Genomic DNA, 25693 nt, shown 5'->3' on the forward strand with positions numbered 1-25693 from the left:
CGGGACAGGCCGGCGATTCTACCCGTCCGGGCCGCGGCGCTGTTCCGGGTTCAGCCGCCCAGGGCCGGCCACAGCGGCCCGCCCAGCCACAGCCAGCGCGCCATCCAGGCCGTGGCCAGGGCGATCGCGGCGGTCAGCGGCACGCCCACCCGCAGGAAGTCGCCGAAGGTGTACTGGCCGGGATTGAGGATCAGCAGGTTGCCGTGGTGGCCGATCGGGGTCAGGAATGAGGCCACCGCGCCCATCGCGGTGCAGACCACGAACGGCGTCGGCGAAAGCTCCAGGCCTTGGGCCACGGCCAGGGCGATCGGGGCCAGCAGCACGGTGGTGGCCGCGTCCGACAGGATCTGGGTCAGCAGGGCGGCCACGCCGAACATCACCAGCAGAAGCACGAACACTGGCCAGTGCGCGGCGTGGGCCATCAGCAGGTCGGCGACCAGCCGGGCGGTGCCGCTCTGTTCCATGGCGATGCCCAGCGGAATGACGCCGGCGATCATCACGAAGATGCGCACGTCGATCTGCTGGTAGGCCTGTTCGATCGGCACGCAGCGGCACAGGACCATGGCCACCGCGCCGGCCAGGAACGCGATCTGCGGCGGCAGCAGTTCGGTGGCCGCTGCGGCGACGGTGGCGACCATGATCGCCAGCGCCAGGGGCGCGCGCCGGCGCGGCTTCTCCCGGCCCTGGAACGGCATCAGCATCAGGAAGCCGTGATGCGCGGCCAGGGTCTCGAACTCCGGCTGCCGGCCCCACAGCACCAGCAGGTCGCCTTCCTCCAGGCGCATCTCCGACAGCTCGCCATGCAGCCAGCCCTCGCGCCGCCACAGCCCGACCACGACCACGCCCAGGGTGCGCAGGAAATCGATGTCGCTCACGCTGCGGCCGATGAATTCCGAGTGCGGGGCGACCACCGCCTGGACCAGCTGCTCCTCGCCCAGCAGCTCGGCCTGGCCGGCCTCGCGCGGCTTGTCGCCGTACTTGGCCACCGCGTGCAGGACAAGGCCGGGCTCGTCCTTGATCGAGGCGATCTCGTCGGGCGAGGCGCGCACCAGCAGCACGTCGCCGGCGGCCAGCGGGCTGTCCCCGGCCTGGCGCCGGCGGCGCATGCCGTGGCGCAGCCAGTCCACCACCTGCAGGCGCTCGGCGAAGGCCTGCTCGAACTCGCCGCGGGTGCGGCCGATCCAGGGCGAGTCGCGCTCCACCAGCAGCTCGGTGTAGTAGCGCTCCAGGCGCAGGTAGTCGGCCTGCTGGGCCTCGCCCTCGCGTTTGGGCAGCAGCCAGCGCCCGAGCAGCATGTAGGCCGTGCCCAGGGCCACCAGCGCCGCGCCGATCGGGGTGATGGCGAAGATGTCCAGGCCTTCGCCGCCGGCGCGCTTGAGCAGGTCGCCGGCCAGCAGGAAGGCCGGGGCGCTGAACAGGGTCAGGGTGGTGCCGAGCGAGGCGGCCAGCGACATCGGCATCAGCAGCCGCGAGGCGGCCAGCTTCTGCTCGCGCGCCAGCCGCATCAGGATCGGCAGCATCATCGCCGTGACCATGACGTGGTGCGAGAACGCCGCCAGCGCGGCGGTGGCCGGCATCACCACCGCGATCGTGCGCCACTCGCTGCCGCCGGCCGCGCGGCCGATCGCCGCGCCCATGCGGTCGGTGATGCCGGTGGCCGACAGCCCGGCCGAGAGCACGAACACGGCGGCCACGATGATCGCCGGCTCGCTGGAGAAGCCGGCCAGCGCCTGCCGCGCATCGAGGATCCCGGTGAACGTGAGGGTCAGCAGGGTGAGCATGGCCACCACGTCCACCCGCATCCGGCCGCTGACGAACAGCGCCAGCGCGGTGGCGAGGATGGCGAGGAAGACGATCTGCTGCGGCTCCATGGGCGGAGTGTGGCGTGGCCGGGAAGTGGGGTGGCCCGCGCATGCTAGCGGCAACGGCAACGTCTCCGCTGCAACGGCCGTGGCGATGCGGCGCCGGAAACGAAGAACCCCGCCGGAGCGGGGTTCTTCGAGAGGCCTTGCGGCCTTGCATGTGGTGCCCAGGAGAGGACTCGAACCTCCACGGTTTTACCCGCTAGTACCTGAAACTAGTGCGTCTACCAATTCCGCCACCTGGGCAGGTGAGGCCGCGCATTCTGGGGGAGCCCCGGAATCTTGTCAACGCCCGCGCCGGAAATTTTCCGCGGGCGCCGCCGGCGGCCGCGTCGACATGGTGCCCATGGGGGTGGGGTGTAGGATCGCGGCATGAAAAACACAGGCAATCGCGGCGGCAAGGCCGCGGGCGGCGCAGGCCGCAAAGGGACCGGCAAGGCCGGCACGTCTGCCAAGGACGGCGCGTCGCGCGCGGCCAAGCCGGCCGGCAAGCGCCCGGGCGCGGCCAAGCTGCCGCCGTGGATGCCCGAGCCGCCGGCGGCCGCGGCCAGGCCCGGGTCGCGTGCCGCCAAGGGCGGCCGCGATCCCGGCCAGGCGTCCGCCGCGCCGCCGCGCAAGGCCGCGGCCGCGCGAACGGCCTTCCACGATCCGCACGCCGCGCGCGAGGCCGACCGCTACGCCAATCCCATCGCCAGCCGCGAGGCGATCCTGGCGACCCTGGACGCGGCCGACGGCCCGCGCACCGCCGAGGAACTGGCGCAGCTGCTCGGCCTGGCCGAGCCCGAGCGTTTCGACGCCCTCGGCAAGCGCCTGGGGGCGATGGTCCGCGACGGCCAGCTGGTGCAGAACCGCCGCGGCGGCTTCGCCCCGGTGGCGGCCACCGATCTGGTCTCCGGCACGGTGATCGCCAACCCCAACGGCTTCGGCTTCCTGCGCCCGGATGCGGGCGGCGGCGACGACCTGTTCCTGCCGCCGTTCGAGATGCGCAAGGTCATGCACGGCGACCGGGTGCTGGCCAACGTCACCGGCATCGACCGGAGCGGCCGGCGCGAGGGCAGCGTCGCCCGCGTGCTCGAGCGTGGCGTGACCCGCCTGATCGGCAACTTCGGCACCGAGGCCGGGATCAGCTTCGTGGTGCCCGACGACAAGCGCCTCCAGCGCAACATCCAGGTGCCGCCCGACGCCACCGGCGGCGCCCGCGAGGGCCAGCTGGTGGTGTGCGAGCTGACCCAGCCGCCGGACGCACGGCGCCCGCCGATCGGCAAGGTGATCGCGGTGCTGGGCGACAAGCTCACGCCCTCGCTGGTGGTGGAGGCGGCGATCCACGGCCACGACCTGCCGCACGAGTTCCCGCCGGCGGTGCTGGACGAGGCCACCGCGGTGCCGCTGACGGTGGAACCGTCGATGGTCGGCGACCGGGTCGACCTGCGGGCGACGCCGCTGGTGACCATCGACGGCGAGGACGCCAAGGACTTCGACGACGCGGTGTATTGCGAGCCCAACCGCCAGGGCTTCCGCCTGGTGGTGGCGATCGCCGACGTCTCCCACTACGTGCGCCCGGGAACGCCGCTGGACGAGGAGGCGCAGAAGCGCGCGACCTCGGTCTACTTCCCCGGCTACGTGGTGCCGATGCTGCCGGAGACCCTGTCCAACGGCATCTGCTCGCTGAACCCGAAGGTCGACCGCATGTGCTTCGTCTGCGACATGCAGGTGGACCGCGAGGGCGAGGTGGTGCGTTCGAAGTTCTACGAGGCGGTGATGAACTCGCACGCGCGCCTGACCTACACCCAGGTGTGGAAGGCGGTGGGCGAGGACGACGCCGAGGCGCAGGCGCAGATCGGCCCGGCGCTGCTGCCGCAGGTGCAGCGCCTGCACCAGCTCTACCAGGTGCTGGCCAAGGCGCGCGCGCGGCGCGGCGCGATCGAGTTCGAGACCTCCGAGGTGCGCTTCGTCCTGGACAACCGCGGCGAGGTCACCCAGGCCGGGATGCTGGTGCGCAACGACGCGCACAAGCTGATCGAGGAATGCATGATCGCCGCCAACGTCGAAGCGGCGCGACACCTGCTCAAGGCCGGAATCCCGGCGCCGTACCGGATCCACGAGAAGCCGCCGGAGGCCAAGTACGCCGACCTGCTGGAGTTCCTCAAGGAGTTCAAGCTGTCGATGCCGGCCTGGAGCAAGGTCGTCCCGGGCGACTACACCCGGCTGCTGAAGAAGGTGCGCGAGCGCCCGGACGCGGCCCTGCTGGAGTCGGTGCTGCTGCGTAGCCAGAGCCTGGCGGTGTACTCGCCGGACAACGCCGGCCACTTCGGCCTGGCGCTGGACGCCTACGCCCACTTCACCTCGCCGATCCGGCGCTACCCGGACCTGCTGGTGCATCGGGCCCTCAAGTACGCGCTGGCCACGAAGAAGCCTGGCCCGCTGGTGCAGCGCGCGATCGAGTACGCGCTCAACAGGAAGAAGGGCGTTGAGGACTACCAGTATTCGCCGCGCGACATGGCCGCGCTGGCTTTGCAGTGCTCCGAGCGCGAGCGCCGCGCCGACGAGGCCGAGCGCGAGGTCGACGAGCGTTTCCGCGCGGCATGGATGGAGCAGCACGTCGGCGGCCGGTTCGACGGCGTGATCAGCGGGGTGACCAGCTTCGGCCTGTTCGTGGAGCTGGACCAATCCAAGGTCAACGGCCTGGTCCACGTCACCCAGCTGCCGCACGACTACTACCACTTCGATCCGGTGCGCAAGACGCTTTCGGGCGAGCGCCGGGGGATGCAGTTCCGGCTCGGCGACCGGGTCCGGATCATCGTGCTCAAGGCCAGCCTCGAGGAGCGCAAGATCGACTTCCGCCTGGTCGAGGAGAAGGAGGCCGACACCGGCCTGCCGCCTCCGCCGCCGCGCGGGCAGCCGGCGAAGCGGGCCAAGCAGAAGTATTGAGGTGGCAATGGCCGGGACGGCGGGCGGAACGGGTGGGGATGACGGCGCTGCGCTGCCGGTGCATGCCGGCGGATGCCAGTGCGGCGCGGTCCGCTTCCGGGTCACCGGGATGCTGGAGGACGCCTCGATCTGCCACTGCCGGATGTGTCAGAAGGCGTTCGGCGGGTACTACGCGCCGCTGGTCGGCACCCGCGGCGCGGTGCTGGAATGGACCCGCGGCGCGCCGGCGCACTACCAGTCGTCGAACCTTGTGCGGCGCGGCTTCTGCGCGGCCTGCGGCACGCCGTTGACCTACGAGGCTCCGGACGGGGTGGCGCTGGCGGCGGGCGCGTTCGACGACCCGGCGACTTTGCCGCCGCGGATCCAGTACGGAATCGAAGGGCGGCTGCCGTTCGTGGACGCACTGACCACGCTGCCGGCGCGGCGCACCGAGGAGGACGAGGCCGCCGCGGAGTTCCTGTCGCGGATCGTCTCCTTCCAGCACCCGGACCACGACACGGCCGACTGGCCGCCGCCGGGTCGCTGACTCCGCTTCCGCGTTTTCCTGCCAGGTAGCCGGGACACGGCAACGGCAAAGCAACGGCATCGGATTTGGCTGTCTTCGTGCCGAGCCGCGGCGAACCGGTCGTGTCGTGGCCGCTCCGGCGCACATCCCTGTGGGCACTCGCTACCGCGGGCATCATCCTTATCGAAGCAGTGGCAATGGCCTCCTGGCAGGGTCAGCCGTGGCGACGGTCCGGGCGATGCCGGGGGCGGGTAGGCTCTGCCTGGCGCGCCCCGCCCGCACCGGCGGATGCGATAATGCCGGCCTTCCTCCGGCAGCCGCGTACATGAGCAGCAAGCAGAACCAGTGGGTCGTCGGCGTCAACGCCGTGGCTTCGGCCATCGAGAACGATGCCGAGCACGTGCGCGAGGTGCTGGTCGAATCCGGCGCCCGCAACCCGCGGCTGGTCGAGATCGAGGAGCAGGCCCGGCGCCGCGGGATCGAGGTGCGCAAGGTCGCCACCCAGGCGCTGGACGGCATCGGCGGCCAGGTCCGCCACCAGGGCGTCGCCGCCCGCTACGCCGCCGCGAAGACCTGGGACGAGCACGAACTGGCCGGCCTGGTCGAAGCGGCCGGGGGCAAGGCCCTGCTGCTGGTGCTGGACGGCGTCCAAGACCCGCACAACCTCGGCGCCTGCCTGCGCAGCGCCGCGGCCGCCGGCGCCACCGCCGTGGTCATCCCCAAGGACAAGTCGGCGCCTGTCAACGCGACCGTGCGCAAGACCTCGGCCGGCGCCGCCGACCGCCTGCCGGTGGTGTCGGTGACCAACCTCTCGCGCACCCTGCGCGAACTGCAGAAGCTGGGCGTGTGGATCTACGGCCTGGCCGGCGAGGCCGAGCCGAGCGTGTACGGCCTGGACCTGAAGGGCAACGTCGCCCTGGTCCTGGGCGGCGAGGCCGAGGGCCTGCGCCGGCTGACCCGCGAGCACTGCGACGGCCTGGTGCGGATCCCGATGCCCGGCGACATCGAGAGCCTGAACGTGTCCGTGGCCGCGGGCGTATGCCTGTTCGAGGCGGTGCGCCAGCGGTCCTGAGGCCGCCGCGCGCGACGGACACGCTGGGGGCGTGACGATGTCGGAAGCAGGGTCGCCGCGCACACCGCGGCATCCCACCAGGCAGGGCGCCGCGCGCGCGGCCGCGGCCGCCGTCGTCGCGGCCGTGGTCCTGCTATGCGCCGGCCTGGCGATGCAGCCTGCGCCGGCCACGGCGCGGGCTGCCGATGACGCGAAGGCGACGCCGGCGAAGGCCGCGCCGCGCGGCAGCGCACAGGCCGGCACGCCGCCCCTGCGCGACTACGCCATCGATGCCTGGACCACCCGCAACGGCCTGCCGCACAACTCGCTGCGCGACATCGCCCAGACCCCGGAGGGCTACCTCTGGTTCGCCACCTGGGAGGGCGTGGTCCGCTACAACGGCGTGGCTTTCACCGTGTTCGACCGCGGCAGCCAGCCCGGCCTGCGCGACAACGGCGTCGGCGCGCTGTACGTGGATCCGGCTGGGCGGCTGTGGCTGAGCGATTCGCGCGGCAACCTCGGTCGCCTGGAGGCGGACGGGCAGTGGCGCTTCTCCGCCCGCAGCGCCGACTGGCCGCAGGTGCTGGTCCACGACCTGGCGATGGACCGGCAGGGACGGATGTGGCTGCTGTTCGAAGGCCGGGGCCTGGGCTGCGTGCATCCGGACGGACGCTTCGAATACTTCGACCCGCCGCCGCAGATGCCCTTGCAGGCCAGTTTCCCGCACATGGCGGTGGATGCCGCGGGGCGGGTCTGGATCGGCACCCTGGAGGGGCTGGTGATGCGCGATGCCGGCGGCGGCTGGCACCGCTACGGTGCCGCGCACGGCCTGCCCGCCGGCCTGGTCTGGCCCTACCTGGCGCCGGACGGCACGGTCTGGCTGGCGGCCGAAGGCCACGTGTTCCGGCTCGAGGGCGAACGCGTGGTGCCCGCCTTCCTGCTGCCCGGTTCCGGGCACGTGACCACGATGCTGGTCGACCGCCACGGCGCGGTCTGGGTGGGCACCGAGAACCGTGGCGTGGCCCGGATCGGCGCGCACGGCATCGAGTGGCTGCGCCCGGGCGAGGTTCTGCCGCGCGGGCGCGTGGCCAGCCTGCTGGAGGATGCCGAGGGCAGTATCTGGATCGGCGCCAACGGTGGCCTGTTCCGCCTGCGCGAGACCCTGTTCACCGGCTGGACCGGGCGCGACGGTCTGGCCAGCGATTACGTGCGCGCGGTGTTCGAGGACCGCGACGGCGTGCTCTGGGTCGGCGACGGCGGCGGCCTGGACCGTCAGGACGCCGACGGCCGTTTCCGGCCCGTGCCGCTGCCGGGCGGCGGCGGCCAGCCGCCCTCCGTGCTGAGCTTGGCCCAGGGCATCGACGGCGACCTGTGGGTGGGCACCTTCGCAGACGGCGTGTACCGCCTGCGCGACGGCGCCCTGCACCGGCATTACGCCGCCGAGGAAGGGCTGCCGACCGGGCACGTGCGCGCGATCGGCGTCACCGCCGATGGCCGCGTCTGGATCAGCAGCCGCCGTGGCGTGGTCCGGGTCGACGACGACGGCGTGCACCCGCCGCCGCCGGTGCCCGGGCTGCCGCAGGGGCTGGTGACCGCGCTGGCCGGAATCGGCCAGGACCTGTGGATCGGCTCGGTCGAGGGCGCCAGCGTCCTGCGCGGCGATCGGGTGGAACGGATCGACCTGGAGGCCGCCGGCGGCGGCGCGCGCTCGGTGTTCGGCTTCCAGGCGGTGGGCGATGCGGTGTGGATCGCCACCGACCGCGGCCTGTACCGCTGGCGCGGCGGCCGGGTGGCGCGGGTCGGGCTGGAACAGGGACTGGGCGTGGACGCGGTGTTCGCGCTGGTGCCCGACCGCCACGGCCAGGCCTGGATCAGCAGCAACCGCGGCGTGCTGCGGGTGCCGATGGCCGAGCTGGAGCAGGTCGCCGACGGCCGCGCCCCGCGCCTGGGCCAGGTGCGCCGGCACACCGAGATCGACGGCCTGCCCAGTTCGCAGGGCAACGGCAGCTCCTCGCCGGCGGCGATCCTGCGCCGCGACGGCAGCCTGTGGATCGCCACCGCCGCCGGCGTGGCCAGCGTCGCCCCGGCGCGGCTGCCGCGATATCTGGACCGGCCGCCGCCGCCGGTGGTGATCGAGTCGGTGTGGCGCGACGGCCGCGCGGTGGACTGGCGGGTGCAGCATGCGCTGGCCGGCGGCGGCCGCATCCAGGTCGCCTACGCCGGCCTGAGCTACCTGCTCCCGGAGCGGATCCGCTACCGCACCCGGCTGCTGGGCCTGGACCAGGACTGGATCGAGCGCGGCACCCAGCGCAACGTCGAGTTCATGGGCCTGGCCCCGGGCGACTACGTGCTGGAGGTGGCGGCCGCGCACCCGGAAGGCGAGTGGACGCTGCAGCCGGCGCAGTGGCCCTTCAGCGTGCGCCCGCTGTGGTGGCAGAGGCTGGACGTGCGCATCGGCGCGGCACTGGCGGTGCTGCTGGCCCTGGCCCTGGCCTACCAGGTGCGGGTGCGACGCTACCACGCCCGCAGCGTGCGCCTGCAGCAGCTGGTGGATGCGCGTACCGCCGACCTGCAGGCCCAGGCGCAGCGCCTGGTCGCCGCCGACCGCGAGCGCACCGAACTGCTGGAACGGCTGCGCGAACAGGCCGAGGCCTACGGCCGCCAGGCGCGCGAGGACGCGCTGACCGGGCTGCCCAACCGCCGTCATTTCGACGAAGTCCTGGCCCGCGACTTCGCCCTGGCCCGGCGCGGCGGCCACCCGCTGTGCCTGGCGCTGCTGGACATCGACCATTTCAAGCGGATCAACGACACCTGGTCGCACGGCGTCGGCGACCAGGTCCTGCGCGAGGCGGCGCAGGTGATGGCGGCGCAGTGCCGCGGCTCGGACCTGCTGGCGCGGCTGGGCGGCGAGGAATTCGCCCTGCTGCTGCCGGACACCCTGCTGGAGGAGGCGCAGCTGGTGTGCGAGCGCCTGCACGCCCACTTCCGCGCGCACGCAGGCTGGGCCGGGATCGAGGGCCTGCGGGTGAGTTTCAGCCTGGGCGTGGTCGCGCGGCGCGACGACGACACCCCGGAAAGCCTGGTGGAACGCGCCGACGCGGCCCTGTACCGGGCCAAGGACGGCGGCCGCGACCGGGTCGAGGTCGGCTGAGCGAGCGGCTCAGCCCGGCAGGGGCGAGGGCCAGGCGTTGGCGATGCGGCAGAACAGACGCGCGGTCTGCTCGGCGTCGTACACCGCCGAATGCGCGTCCTCGGCGTTCCAGTCGAAGCCGGCCGCGTGCATGGCCCGCGCCAGCACGGTCTGGCCGTAGGCGATCCCGGCCAGGGTCACGGTGTCGAACACGCTGAAGGGATGGAACGGGTTGCGCTTGTGGCCGCTGCGGGCGACCGCGGCGTTGACGAAGTTCAGGTCGAAGTGGGCGTTGTGCCCGACCAGGATCGCGCGCTGGCAGCCGTGGCGGCGCACGGCGGCGCGGACGTGGTTGAACACGTAGCCGAGGCCGTCGCGCTCGGGCTTGGCCAGGCGGAAGGGATGGTCGAGGTCGATGCCGGTCACTTCCAGCGACTTGGGGTCGATCTCGGTGCCGGGGGCGGGGATGAAGTGGACGCTGACGGTCGGGCCGGGAACGAACAGGCCCTGGGCGTCCAGTTCGATCGGCACCGCGGCCATTTCCAGCAGGGCGTGGCGGTTCCAGTCGAAGCCGCCGGTCTCCACGTCCACCACCACCGGCAGGAAGCCGCGGAAGCGGCGGGCCATGGCGCCGGGCGGCGCGGCGGGTGCCTCGCCTTCGGCGTCGGTACTGGTGTCCAGATCGGTTTCGCTCATGCGCGAAGGGTACTGTAGAGGCGCCTTGGCGGCGACCGGGAGGCATCCGCTGGGGGTGTGCGGCGTTCATGCTTGGGGCAACCGCAAAGGCATCGGGTCTGGCTGGCTTCGGACGGAGCCGCGGCGAACCGGCCGTGTCGTGGCCGCTCGGGCGCACATCCGTGTGCGCACTCGCTACCGCGGACATCCATGTCCGCTGCCCCGACACAACCGGCCCGCCGCGTCTTCTGCGCGCTGGAAGTTCAGGGCTTCTATCAACCGTCGTCCCGGCGAACGCCGGGACCCAGCGCCTTGCTTCTCTGCTTCGCCTTGCTCCTGGAAGGAGAGCAAAGACGCTGGGTCCCGGCGTTCGCCGGGACGACGGTAGTGGGAAAGGCGCAGCAGAAGCCTGAAGAGCGGAAGCCCCCGAAGCGGTGAACTCCAAGTCCGCAGAGGCCGTCGTGCCTTGGGTCTGCGGGGCAAGTGGCACAGGGACGTGCCACGGCCGCGAGTTGCGGGCAGGAGGCCCGCCCGAGCGGTGCACCGCAGACCCAAGGCACGGCGTTCCCTCCCGGAGCCAGCGCGTTTGCCCCACAGGGTGGCCCCTACCGCGGAACAGTGCCCAGCAAAGTCCCCTCGCCGCGCATGCGTTCGAGCATCGCCGCGCCCTGTTCGAGGAAGGCGGCGTCGGCGGCGACGCCGGCTTCTTCCGCCAGCGCCTGCAACTGGGCGCGGCCGCTGCGGCCGCCCTCCTGCAGGCGCTCGAGCAGGCGATGGACCAGCGGCGAGAGCGCGGCGAAGCGGGCGCGGCCCTCGGGGTCGCGGCGCACCAGCAACAGGGTCGGGGCCTCGGGCGCGGCCTGCGGCTGCCAGTCCGGGCCGATCCGTGGCACCGGCCAGGCATAGGCGAGCACGCGCAGGTACGGCGACGGCACCGGTACGGACGCGAGCAGGTCGCCGTCCGGGTCGTGCGCCGGCAGCGGGCTGTCGTCGATCTGCACCGCCAGCTCGATCCACTCGTAATGCGCCAGTTCCGCCAGCCAAGGAGGATCGCCGCCGGCGTCGGCCGACTCCAGGTGGCGCAGGAACTCGCGCCCCAGTTCCGGGAACAGCGGCGTGCGGCTGGCGTGGCGGGCATAGAAGCGGCGCACCAGCGCCTTCCAGGCGTCCTCGCCCAGGGTCCGGCGGATCACCGGGAAGGTGCTGCCGAGCAGGCCGGCGATGTTGTTGAAGAACAGCTCGCGATACACCGCGATCCGCCGCGGCTCGATTCCCGCCGGCGCCGGATGGGCCTGCGGGTCGCGCAGGTGCGCGGCGAAGGCGGCCTGCTGCCGGCGGAAGTCGCCGGCCTCAGCCACGGCCGGCGGCGCCGTGCGCGCCGGACGTGGATGCCGCGCCGGCCTGCAGGTCGCGGATGCGCGCCAGCTCCTCCAGCAGCTCGCCCAGCGGCGGCAGGTTGAAGTCGCGCTCGAGCAGGGTCGGGCGCACGCCGTGCAGGCGGTAGGCCTCGCCCAGCAGGGCCCAGACATCGTCCTTCACCGCCGCGCCGTGGGTGTCGATCTTCAGGTCCTCGGCCTCGTCGTAGTGGCCGGCGACGTGGTAGGAGGCGATCCGCGCCGACGGCATCCGGGCGAGGAAGGCGCGGGCGTCGTAGCCGTGGTTGACCGCGTTGACGTAGATGTTGTTCACGTCCAGCAAGAGGTCGCAGCCGGCCTCGGCGAGCACCGCGAGCACGAACTCCGCCTCGTCCATGTCGTGGCCGGGATGGGCGGCGTAGTAGGAGACGTTCTCCACCGCGATCCGCCGCCCGAGCGCGTCCTGGACCCGGACGATGCGCGCGGCGACGTGGCGCACCGACTCGGCGGTGAACGGCAACGGCATCAGGTCGTAGAGGTGGCCCTCGCCGGTGCAGCTGCTCAGGTGCTCGCTGTAGAGCACGGCCCGGTGGCGGTCGAGGAAGCGCCGGGTCTTTTCCAGGAACACCTCGTCCAGCGGCTCCAGCCCGCCCAGCGACAGCGACAGGCCGTGGCAGGTCAGCGGATGGCGCGCGGACAGGTCCTGCAAGGCCTCGCCGAGGCGGCCGCCGACGCCGATCCAGTTGTCCGGCGCGCATTCGAGGAAGTCGAAGGCGCCGGCCGGCGCGGCGCGCAGGGGCTCGAGCAGGGCGCGGCGCAGGCCGAGTCCGGCGCTGGCATCGGGCAGGGTACGGATCATCGTCGGTCGCGCGGGCGGCCGGGGCCGCCCGCGTGGCGGATCAGGCGCTGGCGCCGCAGCCGCCTTCGCCGCACTTGCCCTCACCGCATTTGCCTTCGCCGGCCTTGGGCTCGTCGGCCTTGCCGCCGCACTTGCCTTCGCCGCCCTTGCCGGCGTGCCAGGCCTTGCGCTCGGCCTCGTCGACGAAGCCGTCCTGGTTGGCGTCCATCTTCGCGAACTGCTCGGCCTTGTCCGGATGGACGGCGATGAACTCGGCCTGCGCGATCCGGCCGTCCTTGTCGGCGTCGACCTTCTCGATCCCGCACTTGCCCTCGCCGCACTTGCCTTCATGGTCCTTGGCGCCGTCGTGGGCGGCCCCGGCGGCGAGCATGTAGCCCTGCGCCAGCTCGTCCATGGCGAAGCCGGAGCCGGCCAGCAGGCTGCCGCCGGCGAGGACCGCGCCCAGGGTGGCGTGGCGGATGTTGCGGTTCATGGTCGTACCCTCCCGTGGTCGATGTGCGGCGAGCTTACCGCGGCCGCGCCGGGCCGGCATCATGCCGCGTCGATGGAATCGCCGGAAAACGAAAGGCCCCGCGCATGGCGGGGCCTTCGCACGCCCGGGCGCTGGCCTTGCGTTCAGGTTCCGGCGTCGGTGCTGGTGTCGTCGCGCTTCTCGCGCGGCGGCAGGGGTTGTTCGCCGTGCAGCAGGAACCACACGTTCTCGGCGATGTTGGTGGCGTGGTCGCCGATCCGCTCCAGGTTCTTGGCCATGAACAGCAGGTGCGTGCACGGGGTGATGTTGCGCGGGTCCTCCATCATGTAGGTCAGCAGCTCGCGGAACAGCGCGGTGTACTGGCGGTCCAGCTGGGCGTCGTTGTCGCGCACCCGCAGGGCCAGCTCGCCGTCGCCCTCGCGGTAGGCCTCCAGCGCCTGGCGGACCTGGCCGGCGGCCAGGCTGCCGAGCGCGCGCAGGCCGGTTACGTGCGGCATCGGCGGGGCGGCGTTGAGGGCGATGCTGCGCTTGGCCACGTTGGCGGCGTAGTCGCCGATGCGCTCGATGTCGGCGGGGATGCGCAGGCCGGCGAGGATCTCGCGCAGGTCGCGCGCCATCGGCCCGCGCAGGGCCAGCAGCATCACGTCGTGGCTGATCCGGCGCTCGGCGGCGTCGATCGACTCGTCGTTGGCCACGATCCGGCGCGCGGCGCTGTCGTCGCGGCGGTCGACCACGTCCAGCGCGGCCTCCAGCTGGGCCACCGCGGTCAGGCCCATGCGCACGATGTCCTCGACCAGCTGGCGCTGCTCCTCGTCGTAGCTCTTGACGATGTGTTCGTGGGGAATGCTGCTGCTCATCAGCCGAACCTCCCGGTGATGTAGTCCTCGGTCTGCTGCTTCGAGGGGCTGGAGAAGATCGCCTGGGTGCGGTCGTGCTCGATCAGGTCGCCCAGGTACATGAAGGCGGTGTAGTCGCTCACCCGCGCGGCCTGCTGCATGTTGTGGGTGACGATGACGATGGTGTAGTCGCGCTTGAGCTCCTCGACCAGCTGCTCGATGCGGCTGGTGGAGATCGGGTCCAGGGCCGAGGTCGGCTCGTCCAGCAAAAGCACGTCCGGCTTCAGCGCCACCGCGCGGGCGATGCACAGTCGCTGCTGCTGGCCGCCGGACAGGCCCAGGGCGCTCTGCCCCAGCTTGTCCTTGACCTCGTCCCACAGCGCGCCCTGGCGCAGGGCGTGCTCGACCCGCTCGGCCATCCGCGCCCGGGACAGCTTCTCGTGGTGGCGGATGCCGTAGGCCACGTTCTCGAAGATCGTCATCGGGAACGGCACCGGCTTCTGGAACACCATGCCGACCTTGGAGCGCAGGCGGTTCATCGGGTACTTGGGCGAGAGGATGTTCTCGCCGTCCAGCAGGACCTCGCCGCGCGCCTCCAGCTTCGGATAGAGCGCGTAGATCCGGTTGAAGATCCGCAGAAGGGTGGACTTGCCGCAGCCGGAGGGGCCGATCAGCGCGGTTACCCGCTTCTCGGGGATCTCCAGGTCGATGTTCTTCAGCGCGTGGTACTGGCCGTAGTAGAAGTCCAGGCCGCGCGCGGCCAGCTTGACCGGGGCCGGGGCGATGCCGGCGTCGGCATGGGCCGTGACGGCGATGCGCTGCATGGGCGCGGCGGAGTGCAGGTCGTTCATGGCCGGGTTCCGGGAAAGGTCAGTCATGGGTGATCTTGTTGCGCAGGAGCAGGGCGCGGGCGGTCAGGCTGACCAGCAGCACGAACACGGTCAGCACCAGGGCGCCGGCCCAGGCCAGCACCTGCCAGGATTCGTAGGGGCTGCCGGCGAACTGGTTCATCACCACCGGCACCGAGGCCATCGGCTGGAACACCTTGGTGCTCCAGTACTGGTTGCCGAAGGCGGTGAACAGCAGCGGCGCGGTCTCGCCGGAAATCCGGGCCAGCGCCAGCAGGATGCCGGTGACGATGCCGGCGCTGGCGCTGCGGTACAGCACCTGCACGATCACCTTCCACTGCGGGATGCCCAGCGACAGCGCCGCCTCGCGCATCTGCACCGGCACCAGCCGCAGCATCTCGTCGGTGGTGCGCACCACCACCGGCAGGACGATGAAGGCCAGGGCCAGGGCACCGGCGAAGGCGGAGAAGTTGCCGCCGGTCTGCATCACGTACAGGGTGTAGACGAACAGGCCCAGCACGATCGATGGTGCCGACAGCAGGATGTCGTTGACGAAGCGCACCACCGTGCCGGCCTTGCGCGCGTTGCCGTACTCGGCCAGCCAGGTGCCGGCGGCGATCCCGAGCGGGGTGCCGATCGCGATCGCCAGGGCGCACATCACCGCGCTGCCGAAGAAGGCGTTGGCCAGGCCGCCTTCCTGCATCGGCGGCGGGGTCATCTTCGTGAACAGGTTCCAGTCGATCCCGGCGATGCCCTTGGCCACCAGGGTCCACAGGATCCAGCCCAGGAAGAACAGGCCGAACAGCGCGGTGGCGCAGGCCAGGGCGATGGCCAGGACGTTGGTGACCCGGCGCCGGGCGTACAGGCCGGAGGAGGAGGGGGCGGCGACGGCGGACATCAGTTGCCCTCCCGGCGGGACAGCTGCATCAGCATGAAGCGGGCGATGGCCAGCACGATGAAGGTCACGATGAACAGCACGAAGCCCAGCAGAAGCAGGGCCGAGCGGTAGGTCTCGGTGGCCTCGCCGAAGTCGTTGGCGATCAGCGCGGCGATGGTGGTGCCCGGCTCCAGCAGGGAAGGCGACAGCCGCACCGCGTTGCCGATCACGAAGGCCACCGCCATGGTCTCGCCCAGGGCGCGGCCCAGGCCGAGGAAGATGCCGCCGATCACCGCCGAGCGGGTGTAGGGCAGGACGATGTCCCAGCTCACCTCCCACTTGGTCGAGCCCAGCGCGTAGGCCGATTCCTTCAGCCGGGTCGGCACGGTCAGGAACACCTCGCGCATCACCGAGGAGATGAAGGGCACGACCATGATCGCCAGCACGAACCCGGCGGTGAGCATGCCGATGCCCAGCGGCGGGCCCTGGAACAGCGGACCGATGATCGGCCACTGGCCCAGGTTCTCGTTGAGGAATGGGGTGACGTATTCGGTCATCACCGGCACCAGCACGAACAGGCCCCACATGCCGTAGATGATCGAGGGGATGCCGGCCAGCAGCTCGATCGCGGTGCCGACCGGGCCGCGCAGCCAGCGCGGCGCGACCTCGGTCAGAAAGAAGGCGATGCCGAAGCTCACCGGCACCGCGATCAGCATCGCGATCAGGGCGGTGACCAGGGTGCCGTAGATCGGGGCCAGGGCGCCGAACTTGTTCTCCACCGGGTTCCATTCGGCGGTGTAGAAGAAGCTCAGGCCCTGCACCTGCAGGGCGTGGCGGCCGCCCCACAGCATCGACAGCGCCGCGCCGGCCAGGGCGACCAGCACGAACACGACGCAGGCGGTGAGCGCGTAGCGGAACAGGCGGTCGGCGCGGGCGTCGCGGACATCGCGCCCGCCGGCGGCGGGAAGTGCAGCTAGGGTGGTGGTGTTCATCGCGTCTTCGGCTGCGGGGTGCGCGTGGGGTGCGGAGGGCGGCGGCCCGTTGGGAGGGGAGGCGGGCCGCCGGCTCCGCGGAGGAAACGCTCTACTGGAACTCGGCTGCCCAGTACGCCTCGATCTGCTGCACCAGCGCCGGCGGCAGCGGCACGTAGTGCAGCTCGTCGGCCTGCGCCTGGCCTTGCTCGAAGGCCCACTTGAAGAACGCCAGGGTCGCCTGGCTGCGCGCCGGGTCCTTGGCCTGCTTGGGCACCAGCATGAAGTTGGTCGCGGTGATCGGCCAGGCGGCCTCGCCCGGGGCGTCGGTGATCACCAGGTTGAAGTCCTTGGCACCGGCCCAGTCGGCGCTGGCCGCGGCGGCGGCGAAGCTCTCCGCGTTCGGCTGCACCCACTGCCCGGCCGCGTTCTGCAGGGCGGCGTAGGGCATGCCGTTCTGCAGGGCGTAGGCCAGCTCGACGTAGCCGATGCCGCCCTTGATCTGCTTCACGTACGCGGCCACGCCCTCGTTGCCCTTGCCGCCGACGCCGCCCGGCCACTGCAGCGAGGTGCCTTCGCCGACCTTGGCCTTCCAGTCGGCGCTGACCTTGGACAGGTAGTTGGAGAAGTTGAAGGTGGTGCCCGAGCCGTCGGAGCGGTGGACCACGGTGATCTTCTCGGAAGGCAGGTTCACGCCCGGGTTGGCCGCGGCGATCGCCGGGTCGTTCCAGGTGGCGATCCTCCCGAGGAAGATGTCGGCCAGCAGCGGGCCGGTCAGGCGCAGCCGGCCCGGCTCGATGCCCTGCAGGTTGAACACCGGGACCACGCCGCCGATCGCCGAGGGGAACTGGCCCAGGCCCGAGGCGGCCAGCTCCTCGGAGGGCAGCGGCTTGTCGGTGGAACCGAAGTCGACGGTGCCGGCCTTGATCTGGGCGATGCCGCCGCCGGAGCCGATCGACTGGTAGTTGACCTTGTTGCCGGTGGCGGCGTTGTAGTCGGCCGACCACTTCGACACCAGCGGGTAGATGAAGGAGGCGCCGGCGCCGGAGATCTCGGCGGCGACCCTGTCGCCGGCGGCGGGCGCGCCGCTGGCGGCCTGCGGGGCCTCGCCCGCGGCGGGCTGGGCGGCGTCGCCGGCCGGCTTGCAGGCGGACAGGGCCACGGCGGCGGCCAGGGACAGGGCGAGGAGGCGGACCGGGGAGGGCTTCATGGGCGCTTGGGTCTGTCAGGCCGGGCTTTCCGGCGGGTGCGCACATGAAATGATGTTTTTGTTACAGCTTGATGACCCGGCCGGCGGTGGCGGACGGATGGCCGGGCTGCATCACCGGGAACGCGATGAAGAAAGGGCGCGGACCTCGCGGTCCGCGCCCCGGTGAGCGGCAAGGGGGAGAGAGCCCGCCGCTCAGTACTTCAGGTTCTGCGACCAGTAGGTCTCGATCTGGCGGACCAGGGCGTCCGGCAAGGGCACGTAGTCCAGCTGGCGGGCCTGGGCGTCGCCGTTGGCGTAGATCCACTGGAAGAAGGCCTTGGCGTTGCGGGCGCCGGCGGCGTTCTTGGGCTGCTTGTACATCAGGATGAAGTTGGTGGCGGTGATCGGCCAGGCGTTCTCGCCCGGGGCGTTGGTCATCACCAGGTAGAAGTCCTTGCTGGCGCCCCAGTTGGCGCTGGCCGCGGCGGCGGCGAAGGTCTCGTCGGACGGCTGCACGAAGCGGCCGGCGGCGTTCTTCAGCGAGGCGTGCGCCAGGCGGTTCTGCAGCGCGTAGGACAGCTCGACGTAGCCGATGCCGCCCTTGATCTGCTTCACGTACGCGGCCACGCCCTCGTTGCCCTTGCCGCCGATGCCGGCCGGCCACTGCACCGAGGTGCCTTCGCCGACGCTGTTCTTCCACTCGGCGCTGACCTTGGACAGGTAGTTGACGAAGTTGAAGGTGGTGCCCGAGCCGTCGGAGCGGTGGACCACGGTGATCTTGGCGTCCGGCAGGGCCACGCCCGGGTTCAGGGCGGCGATGGCCGGGTCGTTCCACTTGGTGACCTTGCCCAGGAAGATGCTGGCCAGGGTCGGGCCGTCCAGCTTCAAAGCGCCCGGGGCGATCCCCTGCACGTTGACGATCGGCACCACGCCGCCGATCACCGACGGGAACTGGGCCAGGCCGTACTTGGCCAGCTCCTCCGGCTTGAGCGGGGCGTCGGAGGAACCGAAGTCCACCGTGCCCGCCTTGATCTGGGCGATGCCGCCGCCCGAGCCGATCGACTGGTAGTTCACCTGCTTGCCGGTGGCGTTCTTGTAGTCGGCCGACCACTTGGACATGACCGGATAGATGAAGGAGGCGCCCGCGCCGGTCACGTCGTTGGCGTGGGCGAGGGAGATCGAGGAGGCGGCCGCGAGCACGGCGGCGGCGACGCGGGTCTTGAACGTGACGTTCACGGGAGAACTCCGTAAGAGCGGGTGGGTGGTGGTGGACGCGCAATCCCCTGCATCCAACGGCGGCCATTGCATAACCGGACGATGACAGCAGCGCGTAGCGCGCATGACAGCCCGGTGACAGCGCCGCCGGGCGCGGCGCGACGGGCGCGCGCGGGTCGAGTCACGGTTCTGTCATGAGGATGTCGCGCCGCTGTCAGGTGCGCGTCGCAAGCTGCGCGGCGTTTAACGGGCGCTTCACGCTTCCAGGCCGCGCGTCTCCGGCCGGCGCCCGTTCCCGCCAGAACCACCACCCACCGGAGAGTCCTCCATGCGTCATTCCCTTCTTGCCGTCGCGCTGGTCGCGGCCCTGGGCACCACCGCTTCGTTCGAGGCCGCCGCCGCCGACCCGGCCGAACTGGCCGAGCTGAAGGCGCAGCTGGCCGCCCTGCAGGCCAAGGTCGCCGAACTGGAGACCCGCACCGACGCCCAGTCGGACATCAACGTCGGCACCCAGCAGAGCATCGAGAACATCGCCGCGACCACCCCGAAGGTGGAGACCAAGGGCGGGATCAAGATCACCTCGCCGGACAAGAAGTTCGAGGCCTCGCTCGGCGGCCGCATCCACTTCGACGCCTACGCCTTCGACCGCGACCTGGCCGCCACCACCGGCACCAGCGAGTTCCGCCGCGCGCGCCTGACCCTGGCCGGCAAGGCCCTGGGCTGGGACTACAAGGTCGAGCAGGATTTCTCCGCCGGCAGCAACCTGGACGGCCTGCGCGACGCCTACATCGCCACCGCCTTCGCCGGCGGCAAGGTCACCATCGGCCACTTCAAGCCGTACCGCTCGATGGAGGAGCTGACCAGCTCCAACGAGATCTTGATGATGGAGCGCCCGTTCGCCTCGGCCACCGGCCTGTTCAGCGGCCGCCAGTTCCAGCAGGGCGTGGGCTACCAGCGCGCCGGCGAGAACTACACCGCCGGCTTCACCGTGTTCAACCTGCGCGGCGCCGCCGGCAGCCGCAACGAGGGCATGGGCGCCTCGGGCCGCGTCACCTTCGCCCCGATCAACAACGACAACAGCACCCTGCACTTCGGCGGCTGGGCCAGCCAGGAAGACAACAACCAGGGCTCGGCCGACCTGACCGCGACCGCCAACTACGCCGGCCGCCGCGGCCCGGCCCAGGCCATCGCCACCACCACCGGCGCCAGCCGCAACACCGTCACCGCCTACGGCCTGGAAGCGGCCGGCGCGTTCGGCCCGCTGTTCTTCCAGGGCGAATACGTCAACGCCACCTTCGGCCAGCCGATCGGCGGCGACCAGGACGTGACCACCTGGTACCTGCAGGGCAGCTGGCTGCTCAACGGCGGCCACAAGGGCTACAAGGCGGCCACCGGCGTGTTCGGCTCGCCCAAGGTCGACAAGGGCCTGTGGGAGCTGACCGCGCGCTACGACACCATCGAGAACAAGGACATCGCCAACCGCGAGGCGACCAGCGTGATCCTGGGCGTGAACTATTACGTCAACCCGAACCTGCGCTTCATGTTCAACTACACCCAGGGCGAGAACGAGGTCAACGGCGACGAGACCGGCCAGTACGCGCTGCGCACCCAGTTCAGCTGGTAAGCGCCGCGGGGTCGCCGCCCCCGGAATGGGCAGTCCAGGAACGCCCCGCACAAGCGGGGCGTTCCGCTGTCCGGCGGGCCGAATCCCGCGCGACTGTGGTGTCTTGCCGGCCGAATCTAACGCTGTTAGGCTTGCCGCCCTAACGGTGTTAGGTAGCGGCTGAGCGTGGCCATCCAGCGGGACCAGATCATCCAGACCGCGTTCCGCCTGCTCGACGAGGAGGGGCTGGACGGCATGACCCTGCGCAAGCTCGCCTGCGGGCTGGGGGTGCGCGCGCCGTCGCTGTACTGGCACTTCGCCGGCAAGCGCGCCTTGCTGGACGCGATGGCCGACGCCCTGCTCGCCGACGTCGCCCTCGCGATCCCGCCGGGCCAGCCCTGGCGCGACACCCTGCACCAGGTCGCGGCCGAACTGCGCCGCGCGTTCAAGCGCCGCCGTGACGGCGCGCGGGTGTATGCCGGCAGCTACGTCGCCGGCACCCACGTGCTGCGCACGGGCGAGGCGCTGACCCGCGCCTTCGTCGATGCCGGCGCGGACCCGGAGTTCGCCGCCGGCGCCGGCCTGCACGTCATGTACTACGTGCTCGGCTTCGTGATCGAAGAGCAGGCCTTGCCGGCGTATGCCGACGAGGCCGAGCAGATCAGGGGCGCCTTCCTGGAGATGGCGCGCGCCCAGTTCCCCTGCCTGTGGGCGGCCCGGAACGCGCTGGTCGAGCTGGACGAGCCGACCTTCGACGCGCGCTTCCGGGAAGGCCTGGAGCTGCTGTTCGACGGCGTGGAACTGCGCCTGGCACGCGCGGCCGGAGGGGCGGGGGGAGCGCCGCGCCCGCCGCCGGCACGACCATCGCTTCCGGTCCGTGCCCGGAAACGACCGTAATCCCATTCCCATGCAACGGCGGCCCCGGATCGCGGCGCCGCCTCCAACCGTGACCGGAGGTCACATGCAAGCAAGGATCCTGCGCTGGCCGCTGCTGGTGATGGTGTCGCTGTCGATGCTGGCCGCCTGCGGCGGCGCGGACGAGGCCGAGGAGGTGGCGCTGCCGCCGGCGGTGACCGTGGCCGTGGCGCAGCCGCAGCAGGTCGCGCGCAGCGTGCGCGTCTCCGGCCCGGTGGCGGCCTACGAGGAGATGCAGCTCGGCTTGGAGCTGAGCGGGCTGCGGGTGACCGCGCTGAAGGTCGACGTCGGCCAGGCGGTGCGCGCCGGCCAGGTGCTGCTGACCCTGGACCATCGCACCCTGGACAGCGACCTGGCCCAGGCCAACGCGTCCCTGCAGCAGGCGCAGGCCTCGCTGGAACTGGCGCGGGCCAACTATGGCCGCGCGGAGACCCTGGCCGCCGAGCGGCTGGTCAGCGCCAGCCAGCTCGACGAGCTGCGCGCCGCGCGGGTCCAGTCCGAGGCGCAGCTGGCCACCGCGCGCGCCGCGCGCGATGCCGCGCAGCTGCGCCGCGACTTCGCCGAACTGCGCGCGCCGGCGGACGGCATCGTCTCGCGGCGGCTGGTGCAGCCCGGGCAGGTGGTGGCGGCCGGCAGCGAGCTGCTGCGCCTGATCCGCGACGGCCGCCTGGAATGGCGCGCCGAGCTGCCGGAGGCGCAACTGGCCATGGTCGCGGTCGGCAATCCGGTCGAACTGACCTACCAAGGCCAGACCGTGACCGGGCGGGTGCGCGCGGTCAGCCCCGGGGTCGACGCCCAGACCCGCACCGGCACGGTCTACGCCGACCTGCCCGAGCCGGGCCCGCTGCGGTCCGGCGCCTACCTGGAAGGCCGGATCGCCACCGGCCAGGGCCAGGCGCTGATGCTGCCGGCGGTGGCGGTGGTCCAGCGCGATGGCCACAGCTACGTGTTCGCCCTGGTCACGGACAAGGGCCAGGACAAGGCGCAGACGGTGCAGCGCCTGCGGGTGCGCACCGGCCTGGCCGAGGGCGGCCGGATCGAGATCGTCGAGGGCCTGGAACCGGGCCGGCAGGTGGTCGCGCAGGGCGCCGGCTTCCTCGGCGACGGCGACCGGGTGCGGGTGGTGGCCGACGCGGAGGCCAAGGCGCCATGAACTTCTCCGCCTGGGCCATCCGCCGGCCGTTGCCGGCGATGATGGTGTTCCTCGTGCTGTGCGTGGCCGGCCTGTGGGGTTTCCACCAGCTGCCGGTGGCGCGCTTCCCCGATATCGCCTTCCCGATGACCACGGTCACCGTCACCCAGCCCGGCGCCTCGCCGTCGCAGCTGGAGGCCGAGGTCACCCGCAAGGTCGAGGACTCGGTGGCCACGGTCCCCAACGTCAAGCGGATCATGTCCACGGTCAGCGAGGGCGTGAGCACGACCACGATCGAGTTCCAGCTGGAGGCCGACCTGGCCACCGCGCTGGACGACACCCGCGACGCGGTCACCCGGATCCGTACCGACCTGCCGCAGGACATCCAGGAACCGGTGATCTCCAAGGTCGACATCGGCGGCTCGCTGATGACCTACGCCCTGGTGGCGCCGGCGATGACCCCGGACGAGGCCAGCTGGTTCGTCGACCGCGAGGTCGCGCGGGCGATGTACGGCGTGCCCGGGGTGGCCCAGGTCAAGCGCGTGGGCGGCGTGGACCGCCAGGTGCGGGTGGACCTGGACCCGGACGCCCTGCAGGCGTTCGGCGTCACCGCCGGCGACGTCTCCGCGCAGCTGGCGCTGATCCAGGTCGAGCGCGCCGGCGGCCGCGCCGAGCTGGCCGGCGAAGAGCAGGTGATCCGCACCATCGGCACCGTCGCCGACGCCCAGGCGCTGGGCGATTACACCATCAGCCTGCCGGACGGCCGCGCGGTGCGGCTGTCGGCGCTGGCGCGGGTGAGCGACGCGGCCGCCGACCCGACCGAGGCCGCTTTGCTGGACGGGCGCGACGTGGTCGCGTTCTCGATGTCGCGCACCCGCGGCTCCAGCGAGGTGAAGGTGGAGGCCGGCGTGCACGCGGCCCTGGACGCGCTCAAGGCCGCGCACCCGGGGATCGACTTCCGCCTGGTCACCACCGTGATCGACGAGACCCACCGCTCCTACGACTCGTCGATGACCATGCTCTGGGAGGGCGCCCTGCTGGCCCTGCTGGTGGTGTGGCTGTTCCTGCGCGACTGGCGCGCGACCTGGGTCTCGGCGGTGGCCCTGCCCTTGTCGATCGTGCCGACCTTCGCGGTGATGCACTGGTTCGGATTCAGCCTGAACATGATCACCCTGCTGGCGCTGGCGGTGGTGGTCGGGATCCTGGTGGACGATGCGATCGTGGAGATCGAGAACATCGTCCGCCACCTGCGCATGGGCAAGTCGCCGATCGAGGCCGCGCGCGAGGCCGCCGGCGAGATCGGCAACGCGGTGATCGCCACCTCGCTGACCCTGGCCGCGGTGTTCGTGCCGGTGGCGTTCATGCCCGGCATCGCCGGCAAGTTCTTCCGCGAGTTCGGCTGGACCGCGGCCACCGCGGTGCTGTTCTCTTTGCTGGTGGCGCGGCTGCTGACGCCGATGATGGCCGCCTACCTGCTCAAGCCGCATGGCGAGGAGGAGCGCGAGTCGCGGCTGATGCGCTGGTACCTGGGCTGGGTCGACGCAGCCCTGCGCCACCGCGCGCGCACCCTGTGGATCGCCACCGGGCTGTTCTTCGCCTCGCTGGCGCTGGTGCCGCTGATCCCGGCCACCTTCATCCCGGCCTCGGACCTGGGCCGCAGCAACCTGAATCTGGAACTGCCGCCGGGCACCCGCCTGGAGCAGACCCTGGCGGTGGCCGAGCGCGCGCGCGGGCTGCTGGCCGACATCCCCGAACTGAAGCAGGTCTACACCACCGTCGGCAGCGTGCTCGACCTGGGCGATCCCTCCGCCTCGGGCGTGGGCGAGTCGCGCAAGGCGACCCTGGTCCTGGACTGGGGCGTGGCCGACGAGCGCGAGCGCGGCCAGAAGGCGCTGGAGCACGAGGTCCGGCAAAGGCTGTCCGGGCTGCCGGGCGTGCGCGTGAGCTACATCAGCTCCGAGCCGGGCAACCTGCTGCAGCTGGTGCTGTCCGGCGACGACCCGCGCCACCTGGGCGAGGCCGCACAGGCGCTGGAGCGCGACCTGCGCGCCATCCCCGGACTGGGCAGCGTGACCTCCTCGGCCTCCCTGCTGCGCCCGGAGATCCAGATCGTGCCGGACCCGGCGCGCGCGGCCGACCTGGGCGTGTCCACCGCCGACATCGCCGAGGCCGCGCGCATCGCCACCTCCGGCGACTACGTGCAGCGCCTGGCCAAGCTCAACCTGCCGGACCGGCAGATCCCGATCCGGGTCGGTTTCGCCGAAGCGGCTTTGGACAACCCGGCGCTGATCGGCCAGCTGCGGGTGCCCGGCCGCCAAGGCCCGGTGCCGCTGGCGGCGGTGGCCGAGATCGGCATGGGCAGCGGCCCGTCGCAGATCTCGCGCTACCAGCGCCAGCGTAACGTCACCCTCACCGCCGAGCTCAACGGCCGCCCGCTGGGCGAGGTGATGGAGACGGTGCAGAAGCTGCCGAGCGTGCAGCAGCTGCCGCCGGGGGTGAGCTTCCTCAACGCCGGCGACGCGGAGGTGTTCGTCGAGCTGTTCGTCGGCTTCCTGCTGGCGATGGCCGCCGGCATCGTCTGCATCTACATGGTCCTGCTGCTGCTGTTCAACCATGCGCTGATGCCGCTGACCATCCTGGTGGCGGTGCCCTTGTGCGCCGGCGGCGCCTTCGGTGCCTTGCTGCTGACCCAGAACATGCTGTCGCTGCCGGCGCTGATCGGGCTGCTGATGCTGATCGGCATCGCCACCAAGAACTCGATCCTGCTGGTGGACTACGCGGTGATCGCCGAGGACGAGCACGGCCTGAGCCAGCACGACGCGCTGGTCGACGCCTGCCGCAAGCGTGCGCGGCCGATCATCATGACCACCCTGGCGATGGGCGCGGGGATGATGCCGATCGCGCTGGGCCTGGCCGGCGATTCCAGCTTCCGCGCGCCGATGGCGATCGCGGTGATTGGCGGGCTGATCACTTCGACCCTGCTGAGCCTGATCGTGGTCCCGGCCGCGTTCACGGTGCTGGACGACCTGGGCGAGTGGCTGACCCGGCGCTTCCGCCACCGCTCCAGCCATCCGGCGCGGGAGGCGGAGGCTCAGGGGGACTGAGCGGGGAACAGGGCGGGAGGCATGGTTGCGGCGTCCCGGCACGATGCCTGCCGCCGCTCATGTCCCCCGACTCCGGCCTGCGGCCGCAGCCTCCTCCTTTACTTGCCGGCGGCAGGCATCGCACCGGGACGCTTCCCGTCGGCTGGCCGCTTCCCATGTAGGAGCC

The 25693-nt window shown here is 71.8% G+C and carries 19 protein-coding genes and 1 tRNA gene; 8 read left to right on the plus strand and 12 right to left on the minus strand.

Annotated features, from left to right (window positions below):
- Window positions 1–50: 50 nt before the first annotated feature.
- Both CSC62_RS05835 and CSC62_RS05840 read right to left on the minus strand, forming a co-directional pair.
- Window positions 51–1871 (minus strand): SLC13 family permease, encoded by a 1821-nt coding sequence (locus CSC62_RS05835; RefSeq protein WP_162405228.1) that lies wholly within the window; start codon window positions 1869–1871, stop codon window positions 51–53.
- A 152-nt stretch (window positions 1872–2023) separates the two neighbouring features.
- Window positions 2024–2108: transfer RNA gene (locus CSC62_RS05840), tRNA-Leu, on the minus strand.
- Window positions 2109–2234: 126 nt separating this feature from the next.
- Between CSC62_RS05840 and rnr the strand changes: the two genes are divergently transcribed.
- From rnr to CSC62_RS05860, 4 genes are all read left to right on the plus strand, one after another.
- Window positions 2235–4790, plus strand: coding sequence for a ribonuclease R (gene rnr, locus CSC62_RS05845; RefSeq protein WP_162405229.1), 2556 nt, complete (start codon window positions 2235–2237; stop codon window positions 4788–4790).
- Between the two features lie 7 nt (window positions 4791–4797).
- On the plus strand, window positions 4798–5316 hold the full coding sequence (locus CSC62_RS05850) for a GFA family protein (RefSeq protein ID WP_162405230.1): 519 nt from the start codon (window positions 4798–4800) through the stop codon (window positions 5314–5316).
- 304 nt (window positions 5317–5620) lie between these two features.
- Window positions 5621–6367: a 23S rRNA (guanosine(2251)-2'-O)-methyltransferase RlmB gene (gene rlmB / locus CSC62_RS05855; RefSeq protein ID WP_162405231.1), complete on the plus strand. Its 747-nt coding sequence runs from the start codon at window positions 5621–5623 to the stop codon at window positions 6365–6367.
- 37 nt (window positions 6368–6404) lie between these two features.
- Complete coding sequence (locus CSC62_RS05860) at window positions 6405–9497, plus strand: ligand-binding sensor domain-containing diguanylate cyclase (protein ID WP_246194219.1); 3093 nt, start codon at window positions 6405–6407, stop codon at window positions 9495–9497.
- Window positions 9498–9506: 9 nt separating this feature from the next.
- Here the strand turns inward: CSC62_RS05860 and rnt are convergent, their stop codons facing one another.
- From rnt to pstS (CSC62_RS05910), 10 genes are all read right to left on the minus strand, one after another.
- Complete coding sequence (rnt, locus tag CSC62_RS05865) at window positions 9507–10103, minus strand: ribonuclease T (RefSeq protein ID WP_425501994.1); 597 nt, start codon at window positions 10101–10103, stop codon at window positions 9507–9509.
- A 653-nt stretch (window positions 10104–10756) separates the two neighbouring features.
- On the minus strand, window positions 10757–11509 hold the full coding sequence (locus CSC62_RS05870) for an HvfC family RiPP maturation protein (RefSeq protein ID WP_162405233.1): 753 nt from the start codon (window positions 11507–11509) through the stop codon (window positions 10757–10759).
- Window positions 11502–12365, minus strand: a complete 864-nt coding sequence (locus CSC62_RS05875) for an HvfB family MNIO-type RiPP peptide maturase (protein WP_162405234.1) — start codon at window positions 12363–12365, stop codon at window positions 11502–11504. The genes CSC62_RS05870 and CSC62_RS05875 overlap by 8 nt, the downstream gene beginning before the upstream one ends.
- A 40-nt stretch (window positions 12366–12405) precedes the next feature.
- Complete coding sequence (locus CSC62_RS05880; RefSeq protein ID WP_162405235.1) at window positions 12406–12837, minus strand: HvfA family oxazolone/thioamide-modified RiPP metallophore; 432 nt, start codon at window positions 12835–12837, stop codon at window positions 12406–12408.
- A gap of 143 nt (window positions 12838–12980) precedes the next feature.
- Complete coding sequence (gene phoU, locus CSC62_RS05885; RefSeq protein WP_162405236.1) at window positions 12981–13694, minus strand: phosphate signaling complex protein PhoU; 714 nt, start codon at window positions 13692–13694, stop codon at window positions 12981–12983.
- Window positions 13694–14524, minus strand: a complete 831-nt coding sequence (gene pstB / locus CSC62_RS05890; protein WP_162405237.1) for a phosphate ABC transporter ATP-binding protein PstB — start codon at window positions 14522–14524, stop codon at window positions 13694–13696. The genes phoU and pstB overlap by 1 nt, the downstream gene beginning before the upstream one ends.
- A gap of 19 nt (window positions 14525–14543) precedes the next feature.
- Complete coding sequence (pstA, locus tag CSC62_RS05895) at window positions 14544–15419, minus strand: phosphate ABC transporter permease PstA (protein ID WP_162405238.1); 876 nt, start codon at window positions 15417–15419, stop codon at window positions 14544–14546.
- Window positions 15419–16390, minus strand: a complete 972-nt coding sequence (pstC, locus tag CSC62_RS05900; protein ID WP_162405239.1) for a phosphate ABC transporter permease subunit PstC — start codon at window positions 16388–16390, stop codon at window positions 15419–15421. Before pstC ends, pstA begins: the two co-directional genes overlap by 1 nt.
- A 91-nt stretch (window positions 16391–16481) precedes the next feature.
- The gene (pstS, locus tag CSC62_RS05905; RefSeq protein WP_162405240.1) at window positions 16482–17579 is read right to left on the minus strand and encodes a phosphate ABC transporter substrate-binding protein PstS; all 1098 of its coding nucleotides are present in this window, start codon (window positions 17577–17579) and stop codon (window positions 16482–16484) included.
- A 192-nt stretch (window positions 17580–17771) separates the two neighbouring features.
- Window positions 17772–18794 carry a phosphate ABC transporter substrate-binding protein PstS gene (gene pstS, locus CSC62_RS05910; protein ID WP_162405241.1) on the minus strand — a complete coding sequence of 341 codons (1023 nt, stop codon included), beginning with the start codon at window positions 18792–18794 and terminating at the stop codon, window positions 17772–17774.
- Between the two features lie 307 nt (window positions 18795–19101).
- Here pstS (CSC62_RS05910) and CSC62_RS05915 point away from each other — a divergent pair, with 307 nt between their 5' ends.
- The 4 genes from CSC62_RS05915 (at window position 19102) to CSC62_RS05930 (ending at window position 25527) form a co-directional block, all read left to right on the plus strand.
- Window positions 19102–20397 carry an OprO/OprP family phosphate-selective porin gene (locus CSC62_RS05915; RefSeq protein WP_162405242.1) on the plus strand — a complete coding sequence of 432 codons (1296 nt, stop codon included), beginning with the start codon at window positions 19102–19104 and terminating at the stop codon, window positions 20395–20397.
- Between the two features lie 165 nt (window positions 20398–20562).
- A complete protein-coding gene (locus CSC62_RS05920; protein ID WP_162405243.1) occupies window positions 20563–21273 on the plus strand; it encodes a TetR/AcrR family transcriptional regulator C-terminal domain-containing protein in 711 nt (236 codons plus the stop codon).
- A gap of 64 nt (window positions 21274–21337) precedes the next feature.
- Window positions 21338–22444: an efflux RND transporter periplasmic adaptor subunit gene (locus tag CSC62_RS05925; protein ID WP_162405244.1), complete on the plus strand. Its 1107-nt coding sequence runs from the start codon at window positions 21338–21340 to the stop codon at window positions 22442–22444.
- Window positions 22441–25527, plus strand: a complete 3087-nt coding sequence (locus CSC62_RS05930) for an efflux RND transporter permease subunit (RefSeq protein WP_162405245.1) — start codon at window positions 22441–22443, stop codon at window positions 25525–25527. Before CSC62_RS05925 ends, CSC62_RS05930 begins: the two co-directional genes overlap by 4 nt.
- Window positions 25528–25693 lie beyond the last annotated feature (166 nt).

The organism is Pseudoxanthomonas jiangsuensis (genome assembly GCF_010093185.1).
Classification (GTDB): domain Bacteria; phylum Pseudomonadota; class Gammaproteobacteria; order Xanthomonadales; family Xanthomonadaceae; genus Pseudoxanthomonas; species Pseudoxanthomonas jiangsuensis.